18 protein-coding genes, 3 tRNA genes and 1 other annotated feature are annotated in these 23,187 nt (G+C 31.4%); all 21 genes read left to right on the top strand.

What is annotated here, in order from left to right:
- Positions 1-75 precede the first annotated feature (75 nt).
- The 21 genes from RSD37_RS15155 to RSD37_RS15055 all read left to right on the top strand — a co-directional run bounded on the left by RSD37_RS15155 (position 76) and on the right by RSD37_RS15055 (position 22,653).
- Positions 76-164, top strand: a tRNA-Leu gene (locus tag RSD37_RS15155).
- Between the two features lie 5 nt (positions 165-169).
- Positions 170-245 (top strand) — tRNA-Met (locus RSD37_RS15150).
- A 464-nt stretch (positions 246-709) separates the two neighbouring features.
- Positions 710-3,112 carry a stage II sporulation protein E gene (gene spoIIE / locus RSD37_RS15145; protein ID WP_346947582.1) on the top strand — a complete coding sequence of 801 codons (2,403 nt, stop codon included), beginning with the start codon at positions 710-712 and terminating at the stop codon, positions 3,110-3,112.
- A 265-nt stretch (positions 3,113-3,377) separates the two neighbouring features.
- Positions 3,378-4,769, top strand: a complete 1,392-nt coding sequence (tilS, locus tag RSD37_RS15140) for a tRNA lysidine(34) synthetase TilS (RefSeq protein ID WP_346947581.1) — start codon at positions 3,378-3,380, stop codon at positions 4,767-4,769.
- Positions 4,762-5,301, top strand: a complete 540-nt coding sequence (hpt, locus tag RSD37_RS15135) for a hypoxanthine phosphoribosyltransferase (RefSeq protein ID WP_346947580.1) — start codon at positions 4,762-4,764, stop codon at positions 5,299-5,301. Before tilS ends, hpt begins: the two co-directional genes overlap by 8 nt.
- Before the next feature lie 163 nt (positions 5,302-5,464).
- Positions 5,465-7,483 carry an ATP-dependent zinc metalloprotease FtsH gene (gene ftsH, locus RSD37_RS15130; protein WP_346947579.1) on the top strand — a complete coding sequence of 673 codons (2,019 nt, stop codon included), beginning with the start codon at positions 5,465-5,467 and terminating at the stop codon, positions 7,481-7,483.
- Positions 7,484-7,798: 315 nt separating this feature from the next.
- Complete coding sequence (locus RSD37_RS15125; protein ID WP_346947578.1) at positions 7,799-9,469, top strand: formate--tetrahydrofolate ligase; 1,671 nt, start codon at positions 7,799-7,801, stop codon at positions 9,467-9,469.
- A 250-nt stretch (positions 9,470-9,719) separates the two neighbouring features.
- On the top strand, positions 9,720-11,204 hold the full coding sequence (locus RSD37_RS15120; RefSeq protein WP_346947577.1) for a carboxyl transferase domain-containing protein: 1,485 nt from the start codon (positions 9,720-9,722) through the stop codon (positions 11,202-11,204).
- Between the two features lie 13 nt (positions 11,205-11,217).
- Positions 11,218-11,586 (top strand): OadG family protein, encoded by a 369-nt coding sequence (locus RSD37_RS15115; protein ID WP_346947576.1) that lies wholly within the window; start codon positions 11,218-11,220, stop codon positions 11,584-11,586.
- Between the two features lie 26 nt (positions 11,587-11,612).
- Positions 11,613-12,017, top strand: coding sequence for a biotin/lipoyl-containing protein (locus RSD37_RS15110; protein ID WP_346947575.1), 405 nt, complete (start codon positions 11,613-11,615; stop codon positions 12,015-12,017).
- A 22-nt stretch (positions 12,018-12,039) separates the two neighbouring features.
- Positions 12,040-13,185: a sodium ion-translocating decarboxylase subunit beta gene (locus RSD37_RS15105; protein WP_346947574.1), complete on the top strand. Its 1,146-nt coding sequence runs from the start codon at positions 12,040-12,042 to the stop codon at positions 13,183-13,185.
- 111 nt (positions 13,186-13,296) lie between these two features.
- On the top strand, positions 13,297-13,470 hold the full coding sequence (locus RSD37_RS15100) for a hypothetical protein (protein ID WP_346947573.1): 174 nt from the start codon (positions 13,297-13,299) through the stop codon (positions 13,468-13,470).
- Positions 13,471-13,476: 6 nt separating this feature from the next.
- Positions 13,477-13,650 (top strand): hypothetical protein, encoded by a 174-nt coding sequence (locus RSD37_RS15095; RefSeq protein WP_346947572.1) that lies wholly within the window; start codon positions 13,477-13,479, stop codon positions 13,648-13,650.
- A gap of 189 nt (positions 13,651-13,839) precedes the next feature.
- The gene (locus RSD37_RS15090; protein ID WP_346947571.1) at positions 13,840-14,619 is read left to right on the top strand and encodes a type III pantothenate kinase; all 780 of its coding nucleotides are present in this window, start codon (positions 13,840-13,842) and stop codon (positions 14,617-14,619) included.
- Positions 14,620-14,627: 8 nt separating this feature from the next.
- Positions 14,628-15,590, top strand: coding sequence for a tRNA dihydrouridine synthase DusB (gene dusB / locus RSD37_RS15085; protein ID WP_346947570.1), 963 nt, complete (start codon positions 14,628-14,630; stop codon positions 15,588-15,590).
- 146 nt (positions 15,591-15,736) lie between these two features.
- Positions 15,737-16,216 (top strand): transcription elongation factor GreA, encoded by a 480-nt coding sequence (gene greA, locus RSD37_RS15080; RefSeq protein ID WP_346947569.1) that lies wholly within the window; start codon positions 15,737-15,739, stop codon positions 16,214-16,216.
- A gap of 15 nt (positions 16,217-16,231) precedes the next feature.
- Positions 16,232-17,773, top strand: coding sequence for a lysine--tRNA ligase (gene lysS, locus RSD37_RS15075; RefSeq protein ID WP_346947568.1), 1,542 nt, complete (start codon positions 16,232-16,234; stop codon positions 17,771-17,773).
- A 185-nt stretch (positions 17,774-17,958) separates the two neighbouring features.
- Positions 17,959-18,033, top strand: a tRNA-Asn gene (locus tag RSD37_RS15070).
- Between the two features lie 178 nt (positions 18,034-18,211).
- Positions 18,212-18,377 (top strand) — a binding site (T-box leader).
- A gap of 224 nt (positions 18,378-18,601) precedes the next feature.
- The gene (locus RSD37_RS15065) at positions 18,602-19,993 is read left to right on the top strand and encodes a glycine--tRNA ligase (RefSeq protein WP_346947567.1); all 1,392 of its coding nucleotides are present in this window, start codon (positions 18,602-18,604) and stop codon (positions 19,991-19,993) included.
- A gap of 896 nt (positions 19,994-20,889) precedes the next feature.
- Positions 20,890-22,269 (top strand): UDP-N-acetylmuramoyl-L-alanine--D-glutamate ligase, encoded by a 1,380-nt coding sequence (gene murD / locus RSD37_RS15060; RefSeq protein WP_346947566.1) that lies wholly within the window; start codon positions 20,890-20,892, stop codon positions 22,267-22,269.
- 198 nt (positions 22,270-22,467) lie between these two features.
- The gene (locus tag RSD37_RS15055) at positions 22,468-22,653 is read left to right on the top strand and encodes a hypothetical protein (protein ID WP_346947565.1); all 186 of its coding nucleotides are present in this window, start codon (positions 22,468-22,470) and stop codon (positions 22,651-22,653) included.
- Positions 22,654-23,187 lie beyond the last annotated feature (534 nt).

The following is a 23,187-nucleotide window of genomic DNA, read 5'->3' as shown; positions in this document are numbered from 1 at the left end:
TCATACCCGAAGGGTCGTAGGTTCAAGTCCTATTTCCGCTACCATATTCTTAAAAATGAAATTGCCAATTAATATGCTGGAGTGGCGGAACTGGCAGACGCACAGGACTTAAAATCCTGCGGTGGTTAAACACCGTACCGGTTCGATTCCGGTCTTCAGCACCAAATGTCGCGGGATGGAGCAGTTGGCAGCTCGTCGGGCTCATAACCCGAAGGTCGTAGGTTCAAGTCCTGCTCCCGCAACCACAAAAAGTGGATTAAACACAATATTGTTTAATCCACTCTTTTATTTTTTGTAAAAATTTTTATTGTGAGTTTAGGAAAGCTTATATTCAATAAATATATAATACATATATATACTTAAGTTAAGTGAAGAATTATTGAAATATAAATTAATAGAAATTAATTATAAATAACAATATATGCAAAGAAAATAATAATATGAAAAGAATTTTCTCCATAAAACCTTTTTTATAGAGGATTGGCGACAGAAAAATATTATTAAGATTAGAATAAAAATATACACATGACTAACAAATTTTGAATATAACTTCAAAACAACTGTTTTTATGAAAATTTAACAAGGGTAAAGAAAATAAAATGGAGATAAATGTAACATTATTTTTAAAGAGTTAATGCTAATAAATTACATTTATTTCCATAAGGGCTTGTTATAATAAGTTTATAAAATATAGGTGGGTGAAGTTATTATGCAATATGGAGAAAGTATTAGGACTTATGAAAGAGTAAAAAGTAACATGATTACTAGCAAGAATAAGGAAGGTGACAAAGCAAAGACGATAGCAAAGAGCGTTATGTTTTTCTGTATTGCCATTCTAATTAGTAGAGTAATAATGATAAATAAATCAGCACCCTTTGGAATAGCATTCTTGCTAACTATATTGTTTCTTGGAGATAATAGGTTATCGCTAGTTGTTGGACTGGGTTCTGTGATAGGATATATATCAACTATAGGAGTGTTAGAAAATGCAGTAATGTATATTACCATAGTACCTACACTTGTAATTATTTATTTAATTTTAAGTAACTTTGTTAATAAAAAGTTAGAGAGAATAATTATGGTATCGACAACCTTAATTATGGTTTTTTCTTATATTATGTTAATAAGAGAATATTCCTTTATGTTAGCTCTTGGTAATACTGCTTTAGAGGGTGTTGGAATAATACCTATATATCTAATATTAGAATACAGTGTTAATAGTTTTAAAAAGATAAGAACTAAACATCTATTTTCTAATGAGGAAGTAGTATCTATGAGTATACTTGTTGCACTGATAATAGCTGGTACATGGAACATTCAAATCTTTAATATATCAATTCTAAGTGTACTTAGTATATCGGCAGTAACAATTATAGGGTTTGTTTGTGGGACAAGTATAGGAGCAACCTCAGGTATAGCTATGGGTATAATTGTTGCAATGTCTAATGAAAATATATTTGTATATGCAACAGTTTTAGGATCATGTGCATTGATTGCAGGGATATTTAGAGAGGGAGGTAAACTAGTTTCCGCGGTTTCATCATTTATTGTTTTCTGCATCATGAAGATTTATATAACCACTTACATGCCAGAGGCAACTTCACAATTTATATTAGCTGAGGGGCTTCTAGCCATAGCATTATTTATAATTATACCTACTGAATTATATGAAGTTGTGTCAAGTGAGGTTGATGTTGAGAAGAAGAGTAAGAGATATGAAGAGGGTTATGTAAATAAGGTGAAGGGGATATTTACAGATAGGCTAGATAAATTTTCAGAAGTGTTAGTAAACATGGCATCTACATTAAACAATTTAGCGGATAATGATAAGTTAGATATGAATAGTAAGAGCAGTGGACTTATAGAGAATTTAGCTAATAGGGTATGTGATAATTGTGATACGTGTGGAATATGTTGGAATAGAGAGATGATGAGTACTTATAAAGCTTTTGGTGAACTTCTAGAAAGTGCACAGAATAAAACTAATGTATTTCCACAGGTATTAGAGAGAAAATGCATAAAAAAGGCTTCTTTAATAAGAAATACCGAGGATATAATAAATAAATTTATAATAAGTGAAATGTGGAGAAGTAGACTTTCAGAAGGAAGAGAGCTCATAGCTAATCAGTTTAATAACATGGCAAGGTCTGTAGATGAAATTATGGAGGAATTTTCTGCGGATTTTAATGAAGATAAGGAATCAGAAAAGAAGATTTTAAGAATTTTAGAAAAATATGATATAGAGGTTGACGATGTATTTGCTATAAAGGATAAAAATGAAAGATTAAATGTACACGTTGCTTGTAACTCTTGTAATGGAAGAAATTTATGTGTAAAGAAGATGACTCCATTAATAAATGAATGTGTGGATTATAAAATGAGACTAAAAGAAGATGGGTGTAAGATAAATCCAGTTACTAAAAAGTGTACTGCGACTTTTGAGGAAGTACCTAAATTTGGTGTTACAACAAGTGTATCCAGAGCCTGTAAAGATGGACAAACTATATTTGGAGATAACTTTACATTTGGGGAGGGAAATGACGGTAGTTATATGATGGTATTAAGTGATGGTATGGGATCGGGACCACAAGCGGGAAGAGAAAGTAAGGCTGTGGTTGAACTCATTGAGAAATTCACAGGTGCTGGATTTAGTAGAACAACAGCCATTAATACTGTAAATTCAATTATGAGTCTAAAGTTCTCTGAAGAAGAAAAATTTTCCACTGTTGATTTAAGTGCCATTGACTTATATAGTGGAGAGATGGACTTTATGAAAGTGGGTGCGGTAGCTAGTTTTGTAAAAAGTGGTAATACTGTGGATATTATCAAGTCAAAAAGCCTACCAATTGGAGTATTAGATGAAGCCGATATAGAAGTTCACACAAAGAGAGTAAAAAATGGAGATTTGATTGTTATGATAACTGATGGAGTAATTGATTGTGATGAAGAGTGCAGTGGCAAGGTTGATTGGATATTAGATTATATATGTAGAAATGATAATCAAAGTCCTGAGGAGTTATCTAAGGGTATTATTAATCAAGCAAAGAGTTTTGGAAGAAACAAAGTTAATGATGATATGACTGTTATGGTATCTAGAATTCATACAGCTTAAAATGTAATAAGTAAACTATGTTTAAATTAATGATTATAATTGAACTTTGTGTGTAAGGTTAAATTCAAACTATGTGTAAAAGATATAACTATATTGAATAATAAGTTTATATTTAAAAAATAAAATGAGGGGATGTATAAAACATTTCTTCATTTTTTTTATATTTATTTTAAATTTGTTATATTTATGATATTATGTCTTAATACTATACTTTTAGGAAGTGTTTTTATGAAAGATAAAAATTGGGGTAAAAAGGGATGTTAATATGAGAGATAAGGTAATAAAAACTATTGAAGATAATCGTATGATAAATAAGGGTGATGGAATAATCGTTGCTTTATCTGGAGGTCCAGATTCCATAAGTCTTTTACATGTACTATATACCTTAAGAGACAAGTATGATATAAATATTTATGCAGCTCATGTTAATCATATGCTAAGAAATGCTGATTCAGATGAGGATGAGGTGACTTGCAGGAGGTTTTGTGAGGAATATGGTATTGAATTCTTTAGTACATCTGTAGATATAAACACTATGGCTAAGGAAAATAATATTTCTACTGAAATGGCTGGTAGAGATGCTAGATATGCATTTTTTTCAGAGGTTTTAACAAAGGTTAATGCGAATAAAGTTGCTCTAGCACATAATCTTAATGATCAAGCAGAGACTGTTCTTATGAGAATGATGAGAGGAACTGGAATAGAAGGTTTAATAGGAATTAAAGCTATAAGAGATGGAATTTATATAAGGCCTATTATAAATGTAGAGAGAAAAGAAATAGAAGAATATTGTGAAGTTAATAATCTACCTGCAAGAATAGATAAGACTAATTTTGAACCAATATACTCAAGAAATAAGATTAGATTAGAACTGATACCATATATGCAAAACAACTTTAATTCAGATATAATTACAACATTAAATAGAATGTGTGAATTAATAAAACGCGATGAAGAATATATTCAAGAAAATGTAATCAAAGTTTTTGAAAAATATTGTGATATAACAGAAGAAAAGGTTATAATATATAAAGACGCATTTTTTCTTCATCCATCATTAGTAAGTAGAATAATAAGAAAAGCTTTATTGACCTTTCAAGGAGATATAAACAATATTCAAAGTATACATATTGAAAACGTAATACATCTACAAGGTTTATCTACAGGAAAATTTACAGTGGTACCAAAGGGTATATTAATTACCAATGTATATGGTGACATTGAGATAACAAAAGAATCACAAATAAGTAATGAAAATAGTGATATTAATATAAATCTTGTTATGGGAAAAAACTATATTGAAAGTCTTGGGATTAATGTATGTATAAAACTTGTTACTAATTATAAAAAAATGAATTTTAAAGGTAGGGAAAACATAAAATATTTTAACTATGATAATGTTAAGAACATGACTTTAAGATTTAGACAGAATGGTGATAGGTTTTCTCCACTTGGAATGAAAGGAAGTAAAAAGTTAAAGGATGTATTTATGGATCTTAAAGTTCCTAGAGAACAAAGAAATCTTGTGCCTTTAATTTGTTTTGATGAGGATATTTCATGGATAATAGGATACAAGATAAGTGAGAAATTTAAAGTTCATGATGGAGTAAATAATATTATAGAAGTAAGCGTAGAAAGGCAGGAAAAACATGAATAAGGATATTAAAGAAGTTTTATTGACTGAGGAAGTTTTAAACGAAAAAATTAAGGAGTTAGGTGCTAAGATATCGAAGGAATATGAAGGTAGAGAGTTAATTCTTCTTGGAATCCTTAAAGGATCCGTAATGTTTATGTCGGATTTAATGAAAAATATAACTATTCCATGTAAAATGGATTTTATGGCTGTATCTAGTTATGGAGATGCTACAGAATCATCAGGAATAGTAAAAATCATAAAGGACTTAGATTTTGAAATAAAGAATAAAGACATCTTAATAGTAGAGGATATTATTGATAGTGGTGTTACACTTAAATATCTTATGAAGTATTTAGGTGCTAGAAATCCAAGAAGTCTTGAAATAGCATGTTTGCTTAATAAACCAGAGAGAAGAAAAGAACAGTTAGAAGTTAAGTACCTTGGCTTTGATGTTCCAGATTACTTCTTAGTTGGATATGGTCTTGATTATGCAGAAATCTATAGAAATCTTCCTTATATAGGAATATTAAAAGAGAGTGTATATATAAAATAATAAAATCTTATACTATAAGGATGGTAATCATTATTGTATATGAAAGATTCTGAAATTAAGCAATTCTTAATTCATTAATAATTAATATTATTAATGTTGTAATGGAAAAACTCATATGATAGAATTTTAGTGATATTGAACCATATAGAGAGGGGGGCTTCAAATGAAAAAATTTTCTAGTGCAACAATTTGGTTTTTAGTGTTAATTTTAGTTATATTCTCTGCACTTTCGCTATTTGATAGCACGGGAACACTTAAGGAAATAAATGTAACAGAGTTTGAACAACATATGAAAGAACAAAACATAAAAGCGGTGCAGGTATCTTCAGATGGTACATCGGTTAAAGGTAAGTTGAATGATGATACTGAATTTACTGTAAATATTCTTGAAAATAGATACTTACAAATACTTAAAGAAAATCCAAATCCAAATATGGTTGAGGGTTACGATCCACCAGCAACAGTTCCGATGTGGATGAGATTCTTGCCTACATTATTAGTAGTAGGAATGTTAGTCCTATTCTGGGTGATGTTTATGAATCAGTCTAGCGGAAGCGGTGGCGGCGGTGGTCGTGGAGTAATGAGCTTCGGTAAAAGTAAGGCTAAGATGGCAGTACCTCTAGAAGGAGACAAGAAAATTACTTTTAAGAATGTTGCAGGAGCGGATGAAGAAAAGCAAGAACTTGAAGAAATTGTAGACTTCCTTAAGAATCCTAAAAGATACATGGAAGTCGGAGCAAGAATTCCAAAAGGCATACTACTTGTTGGTCCTCCAGGAACAGGTAAAACACTTCTGGCAAAAGCAGTGGCAGGAGAGGCTGAAGTACCATTCTTTAGTATCTCAGGTTCAGACTTCGTTGAGATGTTCGTTGGAGTTGGAGCATCAAGAGTTAGAGATTTATTTGAGCAAGCAAAGAAAAACTCACCTTGTATAATATTTATAGATGAAATCGATGCTGTAGGTAGACAAAGAGGAGCTGGCATGGGTGGTGGACATGATGAAAGAGAACAGACATTGAATCAACTTCTTGTTGAGATGGATGGATTCGGTGTTAATGAAGGAATAATCATGGTTGCAGCTACAAATAGACCAGATATCCTAGACCCAGCACTTTTAAGACCGGGTAGATTTGACAGACAAATAGTAGTAGGCGTACCTGATATTAAAGGTAGAGAAGAAATATTAAAGGTTCACTCCAAAAATAAACCATTAAATGAAGATGTTGAGTTAGGGATACTTGCAAAGAGAACACCAGGATTTACGGGTGCAGATCTTGAAAATCTAATGAATGAAGCAGCACTTTTAACTGTTAGAGCTAAAAGAAAAGTTATTACTATGATAGAACTTGAAGAATCTATTACCAGAGTAATGGCAGGACCGGAGAAAAAATCTAGAGTAATTAGTGATAAGGATAAGAGATTAACTGCATATCATGAAGCGGGTCATGCGGTGGTATCTAAATATCTTCCTAATTCTTATGCTGTACATGAAATAAGTATTATACCAAGAGGTATGGCAGGTGGATATACCCTTCACCTACCAAATGAAGATACTGCATATACATCTAAGTCTAAGCTTAGGGATGATATGGTAGGTCTTCTTGGAGGAAGAGTTGCAGAAGCTCTAATTCTTGGAGATATAAGTACAGGAGCTAAAAATGATATTGATAGAACAACTTCTATAGCTAAGAAAATGGTTATGGAATTTGGAATGAGTGATACCATAGGACCAATATCATTTGGAAAAGATGATGGTGAAGTATTCATGGGTAGGGATTTTGGAAGATCAAGAGATTTTTCAGAAGAAGTTGCATCTAAAATAGATAGGGAAATTAAAGGTCTAATAGATGAAGCCTATGAAAGAACTGAAACAATATTAAAAGAAAATATAGATAAACTTCATGATGTTGCAAATGCTTTAATTGAGAGAGAAAAACTTGTAGCTGAAGAGTTTAATGCAATAATGGAAGGGAAATCTTTAGAAGAGTTTGATGCCGAAAGAGAAAAAGCTGACATGGAACTTAAAACTACTTTAGAAACTACTATAGAAGAACCTAAAATAGAGGCAGAAGAAAAGTTTAGTGATTGGAATGTTGAATCCATACACAGTGAGAAAGTTTCAGTTGATGAAATGATAGAAGATGAACATTCTGTAGAGAGTGATTCAAACAAAGAAATATAAGAGTTTATATAAGAAAAAGTCGTTCAATGTATAATGTTAATTATCATTGGACGACTTTTTTTACAAAAATATAATTAGATTATAGCAAATGTGCTACACGATAAGGCTAAAATTCATGAAAATGTAAAGGGAGTGTAAAATACATATACAGTCGTTTCTAAGCTTTTTTTATAAAAATACATATGCTATAATTAATATAAAAACAGGGGTAGTAGATATAATCTTTAATAATTATAGAGTGGCATAAGATAATTTACTATAGGATTTTCAAGAAGAACAAAGATGAAATGACTTATATAATTAGGAGGGAAATTTATGAAAAGTGATATTGAAATCGCTCAAAGGGCAAAAATGTTACCAATATTAGAAGTTGGTAAGACTATCGGTTTAACAGAGGATGACTTGGACCTTTATGGAAAATATAAGGCTAAATTATCATTAGACGTACTTGCTAGAAATAAGGGTAAGGAAGACGGTAAGCTTATATTAGTTACAGCTATAAATCCAACACCAGCAGGGGAAGGAAAATCAACGGTAACAATAGGACTTGGTCAAGCTCTTTGCAGCTTAGGGAAGAATGCTATTATAGCACTAAGAGAACCTTCTTTAGGTCCAGTATTTGGAGTGAAAGGTGGAGCAGCTGGCGGGGGATATTCACAGGTTCTACCAATGGAAGATATAAATCTTCACTTTACTGGTGATATGCATGCAATCACAACAACAAATAATTTACTTTCAGCAGCTATAGATAATCATATACATCAAGGAAATGAATTAAGGATAGATTCAAGAAAAATAATATTTAAAAGAGTTTTAGATATGAATGATAGAGCTCTAAGAAACATAGTAGTAGGAATGGGTGGAAAGCCAAACGGATTTCTAAGAGAAGATGGATTTACAATTACAGTAGCATCTGAGATTATGGCAATACTATGTTTATCAAAAGATTTAATGGATCTAAAAGAGAGATTTGGTAAAATTTTAGTAGCTTATAATTTAGATGGCAATCCAGTATACTGTAAAGACTTACAAGTTCAAGGTGCAATGGCCATGCTTATGAAGGATGCTATAAAACCTAACTTAGTTCAAACTTTAGATAACACACCAGCTATAATTCATGGAGGACCTTTTGCCAATATAGCACATGGGTGCAATAGTATCCTTGCAACTAAGATGGCTCTTAAATTAGGAGAGTACACAATTACTGAAGCAGGGTTTGGTGCAGATTTAGGAGCAGAAAAATTCTTCGATATTAAATGTAGATATGGGGAATTAAAGCCTAGCTGTGTTGTTATAGTTGCAACTATTCGTGCACTTAAGCATCATGGTGGCGTAAAGAAAGATGAGTTAAATATTGAAAATGTGGAAGCGTTATCAAAAGGAGTAGTTAATTTAGAGAAGCAAATAGAGAATCTGCAGAAATATAATGTACCTGTAGTTGTTGCTATAAATAAGTTTGTTTCTGATAGTAATGAAGAGGTTAAATTCATAGAAGAGTTCTGTAGAGCTAAAGGTGTAGAAGTATCCTTAACTGAAGTTTGGGAAAAGGGTGCTGAAGGTGGAAAAGATTTAGCTAATAAAGTTATTAAAACTATTGAAGAAAAGCCAAGCAACTTTACTGTACTATATGATGAAAAATTAACTATTGCAGAAAAGGTGAAAATTATTGCTAAAGAAATATATGGAGCAGATGGCGTGGATTTTGCACCAGGGGCCAAGAAACAAATTGCTGAAATAGAAAAGTTAGGACTTCATAAAGTGCCTATATGTATTGCAAAGACACAAAATTCCCTTTCAGATAATCCATCACTTTTAGGAAGACCGACAGGATTTAACATATCAGTTAAAGAAGTTAAATTATCAAATGGAGCTGGATTTATTGTTGTCTTAACAGGGGCAATAATGACAATGCCAGGACTTCCAAAGGTGCCAGCTGCAAATAAAATAAATATACACGAAGATGGTACAATAGAAGGGTTATTTTAATAAAAAATTGATTTTAAAGATGAATAGACTTACTTATGTAAGTCTATTTTTTTATGGAGAATATTATATGAGTTTGATAGTTATATAATTTGAATTTAAAACAATACTATAATTAAGGGTGATATCTTTAAAAGATATATTATTAGAAATTCACAGAAAAATGAATTAAAACTTGCACATATATATACAAGTGGTGTGTGATGTGTTATTATTAAGTTAATTAAAAGTTAATAGATCGGGAGGCAGTAAAATGAATAAACTTGAAGCATTTGATTCAATTAAAGATACAACACATCTGTGCGGTGGAAATGAAAAGATAACAATGCAACATAATTTGAATAAACTTACAGCCAAAGAAAGAGTTCTTGCATTATTAGATGAGGGAACTTTTGTAGAAGTGGGCGCTATGATTTCAAAAAATGGTGCAGGAGTAATTACTGGTCATGGAACTGTGAATGGAAAATTAGTATTTGTATATAGCTATGATTATACTGTAGAGGGTGGAGCATTCACAAAGGTTATGTCAAGAAAAATAATAAATATCCTTGAAAGTGCTGCTAAGATTGGTGCACCTGTAGTTCAAGTTATTGATTCTATTGGAGGAAAGCTAAACGAAGGAATAGAACTTCTCGGAGCTTATGGATTAGTATTGAATAAATATGGTAAATTAAGTGGAGTTATTCCAAGAATTTCTGTTATATGTGGACCAAGTAATGGGATAACAGCATTACTTGCAACAATGAGTGATATAACGATAGCAGTAGATGAAGTCAGTGATGTAAGTGTATCTTCAATAGGTAAGCTTATAGCAAAAGAAGAGAAATACATAGATAAAGATATGTTAAGTAATGGAACCAGTTCGAATAAAAATGGAAATTCACATATAAATGCATCTACAGAAGAAGAAGCTTTTGAAGTTGTAAGAAAAGTAATTTCTTATATGCCATCAAACAACTTGGAGTTACCTTTGGTAAGCGGAGAAGATTACGATTTAAACATATCAAAAGAAAATCTTGATAATATGGTTGAAAACGATAACGTTTCACTAGATGAAGTTTTAAATACAATAGCTGATGAGAATAGTATCATAGAAATATACAAAGATTTTGCTAACAACTTTAAAACAGCATTTGTAAAAATGAATGGATTAACTGTGGGTATTATATTAAATTCAGGAAGTAAAGAAATAGACAATGATGGAGCAACTAAAGCAGCAAGCTTTGTAAGATTATGTGATAGTTTCAACATATCTATATTAACTTTAGTTGATACTAAGGGTGCAGTAATAAGTGTTGAAGAAGAAAATAATGGACTTGCCAAGAGTATAGGAAAACTTATGTATTCACTAATTGATACAACGGTTCCAAAAGTATCTTTAGTTATAGGAGAAGCTTATGGACTTGCATATGAAGTACTAGTTTCAAAAGAATCTGCTTTTGATGTTACGATGGCGTGGCCAACTGCAAAAGTGTGTTTAACAACGCCTGAAAACTATATAAAAGGGTTATATAGAGATGAAATATTTAACTCTAGTGATTATAGACAAAGTGAAAAAGAAGTAGTAGCTAAGTATTATGAGGAAGTAACAAGCCCATACACTGTAGCAAATAATGGAATGATAGATGATATAATAAAACCAAGTGAAAGCAAACAAAGAATATTTGCTACCTTAGACATGTTACAAAGCAAGAGGGAAGTAAAATATCCTAAATCACATGGTAGTACACTAATTTAGGAGGAGTTTGAAGATGGAAGGAACTATGATGGAAAAGCTAGTTTTTGCATTAGGTACATCTGCTACATCAATGATAATAGTATTTGGAATGTTAGGAGTCCTTATGCTTATAATTAAATTTCAAAGCGCTATAATTAATTGGGTAGGCATTAAAAAAAAAAGAACTGCTAAATCGGTAGATAAAGATAGAGATACTTTACTAAATGATGTTATTCAAGTTCCAGGAGTTGCAGATTTAAATGCAGACTGTGAATTAGTGGCAGCTATAATGGCGGCGCTATCTACTCATACTGGAAAGTCAGCAGGAGAACTAAATATTAAGAGTATAAAAAGAGTTAACAATAATAATTCAAGTTGGAGAAATGCTTCTATAAATAGATAGAGGTTATCGTGAGGAGGATGTTTTACATGAAAAAATATAATGTTACAGTTAATGGGAATTTATATCAAGTTGAGGTAGAAGAAGTAAAGGGTGAATTTGAAGCAATACCAGTAACACCAGTGGTGGCACCAGTAGCAATGGCACAAACATCTGCACCAGTAACAGCACCAACACCAGCACCAGCAGCACCAGCAGCACCAGCAGTGTCAAATGCATCAGGATCAAAAGCTGAATCGCCAATGCCAGGAACAATTGTTAAAGTTGTTGCAACTAAGGGATCAACAGTTAAACAGGGTGATGTTTTATTTGTGCTTGAAGCTATGAAAATGGAAAACGAAATTATGTCACCAGTAGATGGAACAGTAGTTGAAATCAATGTAGCTCAAGGAGCTTCAGTTAACACTGGGGACGTATTAGCTGTTATAGCGTAATTTTATTAGGGGGAGAACATAAATGAACGTATTTGAAGTAATTAAAGACTTGTTTGCTGCCTCTGGTTTTGCAGCAATAACAGGTGGCCAAGTATTCATGATAGGCTTATCTTTAGTTTTTATATATCTAGCTATAGTTCAGAAATTTGAACCACTTCTATTATTACCTATAGCATTTGGTATGTTAATGGCAAATATACCATTAGGTAATATTATGGCTGCGCCTGTAGATGGTCATGGAGGTGGATTGTTATGGTATTTATCTAGAGGAGTTAAGTGGGAAATATTTCCACCACTAATATTCTTAGGTGTAGGTGCAATGACAGACTTTGGCCCATTACTGGCAAATCCATCAAGTGTACTTATGGGAGCGGGAGCACAATTTGGTATATTTTTTGCATTTACAGTAGCTATTCTTTGTGGATTTACTCCTCAAGAAGCAGCATCTATCGGAATTATTGGAGGAGCAGATGGTCCTACAGCAATATTTTTAACAAACCAATTAGCGCCACATTTACTTGGACCAATAGCAGTGGCGGCATATTCTTACATGGCACTTGTGCCACTTATACAACCACCAATAATGAAAGCTCTTACAACTAAAGAAGAACGCAGAATTAAAATGGGACAATTAAGACAAGTTAAAAAAATAGAAAAAGTGATTTTTCCTATAGTAGTTACTATAATAGTTACATTATTCTTACCGGCACTTCTTCCACTTATAGGAATGCTAATGCTTGGTAACCTATTTAAAGAGTCTGGTGTAGTAGGTAGACTTTCTGATGCAGCACAAAATGGTCTTATAAATGTGGTTACTATTTTCCTTGGACTTTCAGTTGGAGCTACTGCAACAGCAGAAGCATTTATAAATGTAAAGACATTTGGAATAGTAGTAATTGGTATGGCTTCTTTTGCAGTAGCAACTGCTGGAGGAGTACTTGTAGGAAAGCTTATGTGTAAAATTACTAAAGGTAAGATAAATCCCCTTATTGGATCTGCAGGAGTTTCTGCGGTACCAATGGCGGCCAGGGTTTCTCAAGTTGTTGGACAAAAAGAAGATCCTACAAATTTCCTACTTATGAATGCTATGGGACCTAACGTATCAGGAGTTATAGGTAGTGCTGTTGCAGCAGGAATCCTATTAACTTTATTCAAAGCTATAGTTTAGTCATGAAATACAATTAAAATGTAAATAAATTTTAAAAAAGGTATGTACTTTTGAAAAAGAGGTATATACCTTTTTTTATTTGATAATAATAGAAAAAAGGAGGCGGTTATTATGAAAAATGCATTGATAATTAATTCTCTAATAGAGAAGGAAAATGAGATTATAAGAAGTTACGAAAATTATTTGGTGAATGTACCTATTCAAGAAGTAAACATCATGGCGCAAGATTCAATTGTAAGACATAATAATCATATTAAGGCATTAAAAAATATTATAGGGAGGTAGGGTAAAATGTTTCATAAAGAAAATAAGATTAGGGGAAATTCCTTAAGAAAAAAAGAACATAGCTTAAAGAAGGACTACTTATCTATAATTAATAAAGCTGGAGAGGGCACAGTAAAAAAAGAATTATATGAGATTTTTAAAGATGAAATGGAGATAATTAATACCAATAATCTAGGATAATACGTGATAAAGTAATTTTTTAAATTACATTACATAAAAGATGATAAGTTAAAACATAGAAAAAATATTAACTTAATATATTTTTATTAAGTTAATATAGTTAAATTGTTAATATGTGTTATAATAATTAGGAACATTTTTTTAAAGCAGCTTAAAAGCTGCTTTTAATTATATAGGGGTGACGTAACTATGATATTTGTATTAGATGTAGGAAATACCAATATAGTAATTGGAATTTATAAGGATAAGAAGTTAATGGTTGAGTGGAGATTATCTACAGATTATAAAAAAACATCGGATGAGTATATGATTGAGGTATCTCAGCTATTTAACTATGATAAAATAGATATTAATGATATATCTGGAGTAATTATCTCTTCAGTAGTTCCTAATATAATGTACTCACTAGAGCATATGGTACGAAAACTTTTTAAAAAGAATCCATTGATAGTGGGACCGGGAGTAAAAACTGGCATAAATATAAAATATGACAATCCTAAAGAAGTGGGAGCAGATAGAATTGTAAATGCAGTGTCTGCATATGAAATGTATAAAACTTCTTTAGTAATTATAGATTTTGGAACAGCAACAACATTCTGTGCAGTTGGAAGCAATGGCGATTATATCGGTGGAACAATATGTCCAGGTATAAAGATATCATCTGAAGCATTATTCCAAAAGGCAGCAAAATTGCCAAGAGTTGAGCTTGTAAGACCTGAAACAGTTATATGTAAGAACACTGTGGCTAGTATGCAAGCTGGAATTGTGTATGGATATATAGGACAGGTTGATTTTATTGTAGAAAAGATAAAAGAAGAAATGAAGGCTGCTGGAGAGGGAGAACCAATGGTTGTAGCCACTGGTGGACTTGCAAATCTAATAGCTAAAGATTCTAAAACCATAGATAAAGTTGAACCATTCTTAACTTTAGAGGGATTAAGAATCATATATGAGAAAAATAGAGAATAGGTGATAAAATGAAAATCGCAAACTTGAATTTTGAGAACCCTGTTTTTCTTGCACCGATGGCAGGTGTTACAGACATAGCTTATAGAGGTATATGCAAAGATATGGGTTGCGAACTTGTATATACTGAGATGGTTAGTGCTAAGGGATTATATTACAACAGTAAGAATACAGAAGCACTTATGAGAATAAGTAATGAAGAGAAGCCTGTGGCACTTCAGATTTTTGGAAGTGATCCAAAGATAATGGTGCATGCATGTGAAGTTATAGATATTATGGAAGATGTATGTATTATTGATGTAAATATGGGGTGTCCTGTTCCCAAGATAGTTAAAAATGGAGAAGGATCTGCACTTATGAAAGATCCTAAGCTAGCCAGTGAAATTATCAGGGAAATGAAAAAGGTATCATCTAAACCAGTAACGGTTAAATTTAGAAAAGGGTTTGATTCTAATAATATAAATGCAGTAGAGTTTGCAAAGTATATGGAGGACGCCGGAGTAGATGCTATAACTATTCATGGAAGAACTAAGGAACAAATGTATGAAGGTAAAGCTGATTGGGATATAATAAGACAGGTAAAAGAATCGGTTTCTATCCCGATTTTAGGAAATGGAGACATATTTGAGGCTGAAGATGCTATAAATATGAAGAGGGTTACCAATTGTGACGGTGTAATGATTGCTAGAGGTGCAATGGGAAATCCTTGGATATTTAGTGAAATAAATCAAGGAATGTCTGGTGAAAAAATTATAAAGCCAAATTATATAGATAAAATTGAAATGTGTATGTTACACTTAGATAGAGCTGTTAAGTTTTTTGAAGAAAATAAAGCGGTAAGAGAAATGAGAAAGCATATAGCATGGTATATAAAGGGCTTAAATAATTGTACAGTTATTAAAGATAGTATTAATTCAGTAACAACTTATACTGACATGCACAACATATTAAAAAACTATAGAGATAACTATTAGAATTAGTATTTTAAATATAAATATGCCTTTATTGACAAGGTGTTACAGCTGATTTATAATTAATCAAAGATTATAAAGAGTAATAACATACATAAACATTTATACTGATATAAGATAGTTTATTATAATTAAAAGGGGAGAAATATATGAGCGAATCTAAAAAATACGTAATGACTTACGAAGGAATAAAAAAACTTGAGGATGAGTTAGAATACTTAAAAACTGTTAAGAGAAAAGAAATAACAGAAAAGATAAAAGTTGCATTAGGATATGGGGACTTAAGTGAGAACTCAGAATATGACGAAGCTAAAAATGAGCAAGCATTTGTTGAAGGAAGAATTATTCAACTTGAAAATATGTTAAGAAATGCATCAGTTGTTGATGAGAATGAAATACCTAAGGATACAGTTAGTATTGGTACAATAGTTAAAGTTAAAGATTATGAATTTGATGAAGAGATAGAATTCTATATTGTTGGTTCTGCAGAAGTAGATCCTTATAACAATAAGATATCAGATGAATCACCTGTAGGTAATGCACTTATGGGTAAAAAGAGTGGTGATATTGTAGAAGTATCAACTCCCGATGGAATTAATAAGTATGAAATTCTAGAAATTGGAAGATAGTAGGAGGATGAGTATATGTCTACAGAAGTAAACAATGATAATTTACAAGAAGTGGCAGTAGATGCTGAAAACTTAGTGGCTCAAGAAGCTGAGTATAATGAGCAAGTAACAATTAGAAGACAAAAACTTGCTGATCTTCAAGCGGCGGGAAAGGATCCTTTTGATGTGTACAAAGTTGAAAGAACTCATAGCGCACAAGAAGTTAAAGATCAATACGAAGAGCTTGTTGAAAAATCAGTTACAATTGCAGGAAGACTTATGTCAAAAAGAATTCAAGGAAAAGCAGGATTCTGTGATGTCCATGATAGATCTGGAAAGATGCAAATATACGTAAGATTAGATGCAGTAGGAGAAGAACAATTCAAAGATGCAAAAACCTTTGATATAGGTGACTTTTTAGAAGTTACAGGAACTCCTTTCATAACTAAAACAGGAGAAACTTCAATTAGGGCTACAAGTGTAATTCTTATTTCTAAATCTTTAAAACCACTTCCTGAAAAGTGGCATGGTCTTAAAAATCCAGATTTGAAATATAGACAAAGAGAAGTAGACCTTGTAATGAACAAGGATGTAAGAGATACGTTTATAAATAGAATACAAATTATAAAGGCAATAAGAGAATTCTTAGATAATAGAGGATATTTAGAAGTAGAAACTCCAATTTTATCACCGATAGCTGGAGGTGCTGCTGCAAGACCATTCATGACTCATCATAATACATTAGATATTGATATGTACCTAAGAATAGCTACAGAATTATACTTAAAAAGATGTATAGTTGGTGGTCTTGAAAAGGTATATGATATGGGTAAAAACTTCAGAAATGAAGGAATGAGTGTTAGACATAACCCAGAGTTTACAATGATAGAGCTATATGAAGCTTATGCAGACTATAATGATATGATGAAAATAACAGAAGACTTAGTCGCTTATGCTTGTGAAAAAGTTCATGGTACTACGAAAGTAGATTACCAAGGAACTGAAATAGATTTTACACCACCATGGAGAAGAATTACTATGGTTGATGCTGTAAAAGAATATGCAGGAGTAGATTTTACACAAATTACTACTGATGAAGAAGCAAGAGTTATTGCAAAAGAAAAACATTTAGAATTTATAAAAGAATTAAAGGATTGTACTAAAGCAGATATTTTAAATGCGTTATTTGAAGAGTTTGCTGAAGAACATCTAATCCAACCAACATTCCTTTGTGATTATCCAGTAGAAATATCACCATTAACTAAAAAGAAACGTGGGGATGAGGCATTTACTGAAAGATTTGAAGGATTTGTATATGGTAGGGAAGTATGTAATGCATACTCTGAACTTAATGATCCGATAGTTCAAAGACAAAGATTTGAGCAACAGGCAAACGAAAGAGCGCTTGGAGATGATGAAGCTTATCTAATTGACGAAGAATTTATGAGTGCATTAGAAGTGGGAATGCCACCAACAGGCGGACTAGGAATTGGTATTGATAGAATAGTAATGTTTTTAACTAATGCTGTATCAATTAGAGATGTTATACTATTCCCAACAATGAAACCACTACAATAGTAGATTTAAATACTAAATAATTAAGAGTTTTAAAATCTCTATATCATAGAGATTTTAAAACAGAGTAATAATATAAGATAATCCATAGAAAAATTTAAAAAACTATGGATTATTTTTTATTTTTAGTGATTTTTGTGCTTGATTTTTATAACTAAGATGATATAATTAAATTATGGTAAAGATATTCCGCGATAGCTCAACGGTGGAGCACTCGGCTGTTAACCGATAGGTTGGAGGTTCGAATCCTCTTCGCGGAGCCATTTTTTTATAAATAGTAGAATGGTGGGGCGGACTTTTAGGTCTGCTTATTTTGTTATATTAATAGTAATGAAAAGTTATATGTAAACATATAAGTGTTATATTTATAGTAAAAGCTAGTATATAAATTAATATATAGATAATAATACTAATAATTGATTTGAAAGATATAAAAATTAAATAATAACGATGATAAAGAAGAGTAATAATAAAGATTTTTAAGAGAGATGATGGATGGTGAAAATCATTAAATTAATATTATGAATGGAACTTTTGAGTTAGTGGAATTTTAAAGATGAGCTTTAGCTAATAAGGGTGGAACCGCGGAATTTATTTCGTCCCTTAGTTGGTTAGAGCTTTTTTATATTTTAAATTATTAATTTGTCCTATGGCTATCTATCAGAATACTCCCATCTTCTATAAAGGTGGAAGATAACGGTAGCTATCTATTGGATGTATAGCCTTTGGTGATAACGACTCCTAACCTTTGGATGGGGTTAAAAACTCCACTTAAAGATAAGAGCTTTGTCTATCTTAAGAAAAAAATAAAGTTTAATGGAGGTAATAAATATGGGAAATGAATTAACTATGGATAAAATGGTTGCTCTATGTAAAAATAGAGGATTTATATTTTCGGGATCTGAAATTTATGGAGGTCTTGCAAACTCTTGGGATTATGGCCCATTAGGTGTAGAATTTAAAAATAATGTTAAAAAAGCATGGTGGAAAAAATTCGTTCAAGAAAGTCCTTATAACATAGGATTAGATTGTGCAATATTAATGAATCCTGAGGTTTGGGTTGCTACTGGTCACGTGGGAGGATTTTCTGATCCACTTATGGATTGTAAAGAGTGTAAAGCTAGATTTAGAGCTGATAAACTAGTAGAAGATCATATGACTGCTGAAGGTGTAGAGGTGGCAATAGCTGATGGGTGGACTAATGAAGAATATAAAGAATATATAGAAAAGAACAATGTAGTTTGTCCTAAATGTGGAAAAATAAATTACACAGACATAAGAAAGTTTAACCTTATGTTTAAAACTTCCCAAGGTATAACTGATGATAATAAGAATGAAATATATCTAAGACCTGAGACTGCTCAAGGTATATTTGTAAACTTTAAAAATGCACAAAGAACTTCTAGAAAAAAAGTGCCATTTGGAATAGCTCAAATAGGTAAATCTTTTAGAAATGAGATTACTCCAGGTAACTTTACATTTAGAACAAGAGAGTTCGAACAAATGGAACTTGAATTCTTCTGTAAGCCAGGAACGGATTTAGAATGGTTTGGATATTGGAAGGAGTATTGTAAAAACTTCTTGTTTAACTTAGGTATGAAGGAAACAAACTTAAGATTTAGGGATCATGAGCAAGAGGAATTATCTTTCTACAGTAATGCTACTTGTGATATAGAATTCTTGTTCCCGTTTGGATGGGGTGAGCTTTGGGGAATAGCTGATAGAACGGATTATGACTTAAAGAGACATATGGAGCACTCAGGTCAAGATTTATCATATTTAGACCCAACTAATAATGAAAAATATGTTCCTTATTGCATAGAGCCATCATTAGGAGCTGATAGAGTTGCTTTAGCATTCTTATGTGAGGCTTATGATGAAGAGGAGCTTGAAGGCGGAGATGTAAGAAATGTTATGCACCTTCATCCGGCATTAGCACCATTCAAAGCCGCAGTACTTCCACTTAGCAAGAAGTTAAGTGAAAAGGCTCTCGACGTTTATGGAATTTTAGCTAAGAAGTTCAATGTGGACTATGATGAAGCTGGAAGTATTGGAAAACGATATAGAAGAGAAGATGAAATTGGAACTCCATTCTGTATAACAATAGACTTCGATACTTTAGAAGATAATGCTGTTACAGTAAGAGATAGAGATACTATGCAACAAGTAAGAATGCCAATAAGTGAATTAGTATGTTATATAGAAGAGAAAATGGAATTTTAATTAAAAGAATTAGGATGGAAATATATTTAACCCATAAGCATTAGCGTTCTTTATTTCAAAACGGTATATGTTGGGTAGGCTATATTAGAGAAAATATAAAATTAGCACAGAAGATATGAATTTAGGTTAGGAATCCTAGATTCATATCTTTTTATTTTAATGTTTTTGAATAAACAAATAAAGTACATATAAGCTAGGAATGTGTTTTAGATTGTATATATAAGTTTTAATATAATTTATATTCTTATTAAGTAATAGAGGTAAATAAAATTATAATATTAGAATGGTTTTTAAGGTATAACAATATATAAAGTTATATTAAAATCCATTTATAATTAAAACATCTATATAATATGATTAATTCTAGTGAGAATAAATAAGATAATAATATTATGGCAGTTGATTCATAAGTGTTTTAAAATGTTTATTATGGCAAAAATTTTAAGAAGTATTTATTGATAGTGGAAACTAGAGTTTCCTTTGTTTAAGTGAGTAAGTTGGAATTATAAAATATGAAATTTAGATTATTACTTAAATGAGGGTAAAAAAATAACCGGATTTGCATCCGGTAAAAAATAGGGTTTAATCATGGGGATATGTTATGTGCAATGCTAAACCTTTGGGGAAAAGTTTTAACATCTTTACTTACGGCACAAATAGATTATAGCATAGACAATTATACATATCAATAGTTTTTTAATAAAAAAATGAATTAAATTGAACTTTAAAATGAAAACCACTAACTAAAGAGAAAAAAAGCGATAAAAGTGAGAAATTTGGAGTTTTATAAGTTAATAGCTATAGTAGTTAGAGTTTTTAAAAACTTAATCTAGTGGTATAATTAGTAATATAAATAATTAAGTAAGCTAAAGGGTAGCAATACTGGAGGAATATAAATGAAAAGAGATTTTAATGAGTTTAAAGTGTTTATTAAAAATAAGAAAGTAGCTGTAGTGGGGATAGGGGTAAGTAATATACCGCTAATAGAATTCCTTTTAAACTTAGGTGCTAAGGTAACTGCTTTTGATAAAAAGGATTATGACCAACTTAAAGAGATTGTTGGGAAATATGAACCACAGGGAGTTAAATTTGAGTTAGGAGAAAACTATCTGTCAAAGCTACATGGGTTTGAGGTTATTTTTAAAACACCATCCATGAGAATTGATGGTAAAGAGTTAACAATGGCAAAAGAAGAAGGATCTTATATAACTTCTGAGATGGAAGAGTTTATAAGATATTGTCCTGCCAAGATATATGGTATAACAGGAAGTGATGGAAAGACTACTACAACATCTTTAGTATATAGTATCTTAAATGAAGCGGGATTTAAAACTTGGGTAGGTGGAAATATAGGAACTCCACTATTTACAAGGATAGAAGAAATAGCAGCAACTGATAAGGTAGTACTTGAATTATCAAGTTTTCAGCTAATGACCATAGATACATCTACGGATGTTGCGCTTGTAACTAATCTATCTCCAAATCATCTTGATATGCATAAGGATTTAGATGAGTATATAGATGCAAAGAAGAATATATTTAAATATCAACAAGCAAATGACTTATTAGTATTAAATGAAGACAATGATGTTACAAAAGGAATCGTAGGAGAAGAGAAGGGAAGATTATATACATTCAGTACGAAGACTGTTGTAGAATCAGGAGCTTATTTTAAAGATGGAGAGCTTTTTGCTAAAGGTCAAAAAGTGTGTGACAAAAGTGAAGTAGTACTGAAAGGGATGTATAATATAGAAAATCTACTAGCTGCATTCGCGGTTACAGTAGATGATGTTGATGTTGCGACGATGAAGAAGATAGCAACTACATTTAAAGATGTAGAACATAGAAATGAGTTTGTTAGAAGTTATAAAGGTGTAGAATATTATAATAATTCTATAGCTTCAAGTCCTACTAGGACATTAGCTAGCCTTAAATCATTTGAGAAACCTGTGGTATTAATTGCTGGTGGACGTGATAAGAAAGTTCCTTTTGACTCATTGGCTTATGAAGGTTATCCATATATTAAGTCTATAATTTTACTTGGAGAAGCTAAGTTCGAGATAAAGGAAGCTTTTGAGTCATTAAAAAATGAGAAGGGTATTGAAGTGGATATTTATATAGTTAACTCATTAGAGGAAGCTATAGATAAGGCTGTAGAGGTATCTGCAGTTGGGGATATAGTAACTTTAGCTCCTGCTTGCACAAGTTTTGACATGTTTGAAAACTTCTCTGTAAGGGGAAATAGATTTAAAGAAATAGTTAATGCTTTAAAATAGAAGTGTTTATGTGGTTTAGTTTATATATATTATAAAAACGAGTGTAGAACTATTATAAGGATTGGATTTAAGGAACTAAATCCAGTCTTTTGTTTTATAAATTATTGAATAGTTAAAGGTAGTGGTGTGTTAAATGTATTTTCCCATCATTAAATTATTTAAAATCCTTAAAGCTAAAAATTTTAGAGTGATAAATAAATGAAAATAATCTTATTATTAGAATATGATGAAAGTTTAGTAAAGGTTATACATAGTACCGGTATTAAAGTAACTGAGGATGAGTTAACTATAGAAGACTTACTATTTAGGGTAGATCCTTCTATTTTGGGTGTGGACGTAAGTAAGGTGTTTAAAATAGTTGTAGGGTTGCATTTATTATTTTGATAAAATTAAGACTGGAAAGTATTAGCAAAAGCCTAGTGAATAGGCTTGTGTATTAAAAATATGAATAATATTAGTGCGGCGAGGAGGGAATTAAACAGGGTTTTGACCATAATAATGATAGTTAAATAAAATTTAAGTGCTGATAATGTAGCTGTAGAAAGAAAAAAGCTGAAGATTAGGCAGATACATTGCCTAGTGTATCATTATATGAAATTAATTAAAAAAGAAAGAAATATAGAGTAATATAGGTTTAATTTAGTTAAATTAAAAATATGTGTACAAACAGTGTTTATATATGTGTTATTATAAATCTCGTCGCTAAGTGATGCGAACTTCAAAGTAAGTAAACGAGACAGTTTAAGAGATAAATTAAGACGAGAAAAAGTTTTAAAAAAGTTTCAAAAAAATGTTGACATTCTGAAATGATGATGATAAAATTTAAAAAGTAGTCAGCAGAAATGTTGATGAAACAAATAAACATGGTCTTTGAAAATTAAACAGAGAAAAAGGTAAAACCAGTTAATTCCGATAGAT

The sequence above is a fragment of the Clostridium sp. genome (assembly GCF_036646415.1).
GTDB lineage: Bacteria > Bacillota > Clostridia > Clostridiales > Clostridiaceae > Clostridium_J.
This window is presented reverse-complemented; position numbering and strand designations above follow the sequence as displayed.

Excerpts from the sequence above, each read along its gene's own strand:
- spoIIE (WP_346947582.1), top strand. The coding sequence starts at position 710 with ATGCAATATGGAGAAAGTATTAGGACTTATGAAAGAGTAAAAAGTAAC.
- tilS (WP_346947581.1), top strand. The coding sequence starts at position 3,378 with ATGAGAGATAAGGTAATAAAAACTATTGAAGATAATCGTATGATAAAT.
- hpt (WP_346947580.1), top strand. The coding sequence starts at position 4,762 with ATGAATAAGGATATTAAAGAAGTTTTATTGACTGAGGAAGTTTTAAAC.
- ftsH (WP_346947579.1), top strand. The coding sequence starts at position 5,465 with ATGAAAAAATTTTCTAGTGCAACAATTTGGTTTTTAGTGTTAATTTTA.
- RSD37_RS15125 (WP_346947578.1), top strand. The coding sequence starts at position 7,799 with ATGAAAAGTGATATTGAAATCGCTCAAAGGGCAAAAATGTTACCAATA.
- RSD37_RS15120 (WP_346947577.1), top strand. The coding sequence starts at position 9,720 with ATGAATAAACTTGAAGCATTTGATTCAATTAAAGATACAACACATCTG.
- RSD37_RS15115 (WP_346947576.1), top strand. The coding sequence starts at position 11,218 with ATGGAAGGAACTATGATGGAAAAGCTAGTTTTTGCATTAGGTACATCT.
- RSD37_RS15110 (WP_346947575.1), top strand. The coding sequence starts at position 11,613 with ATGAAAAAATATAATGTTACAGTTAATGGGAATTTATATCAAGTTGAG.
- RSD37_RS15105 (WP_346947574.1), top strand. The coding sequence starts at position 12,040 with ATGAACGTATTTGAAGTAATTAAAGACTTGTTTGCTGCCTCTGGTTTT.
- RSD37_RS15100 (WP_346947573.1), top strand. The coding sequence starts at position 13,297 with ATGAAAAATGCATTGATAATTAATTCTCTAATAGAGAAGGAAAATGAG.
- RSD37_RS15095 (WP_346947572.1), top strand. The coding sequence starts at position 13,477 with ATGTTTCATAAAGAAAATAAGATTAGGGGAAATTCCTTAAGAAAAAAA.
- RSD37_RS15090 (WP_346947571.1), top strand. The coding sequence starts at position 13,840 with ATGATATTTGTATTAGATGTAGGAAATACCAATATAGTAATTGGAATT.
- dusB (WP_346947570.1), top strand. The coding sequence starts at position 14,628 with ATGAAAATCGCAAACTTGAATTTTGAGAACCCTGTTTTTCTTGCACCG.
- greA (WP_346947569.1), top strand. The coding sequence starts at position 15,737 with ATGAGCGAATCTAAAAAATACGTAATGACTTACGAAGGAATAAAAAAA.
- lysS (WP_346947568.1), top strand. The coding sequence starts at position 16,232 with ATGTCTACAGAAGTAAACAATGATAATTTACAAGAAGTGGCAGTAGAT.
- RSD37_RS15065 (WP_346947567.1), top strand. The coding sequence starts at position 18,602 with ATGGGAAATGAATTAACTATGGATAAAATGGTTGCTCTATGTAAAAAT.
- murD (WP_346947566.1), top strand. The coding sequence starts at position 20,890 with ATGAAAAGAGATTTTAATGAGTTTAAAGTGTTTATTAAAAATAAGAAA.
- RSD37_RS15055 (WP_346947565.1), top strand. The coding sequence starts at position 22,468 with ATGAAAATAATCTTATTATTAGAATATGATGAAAGTTTAGTAAAGGTT.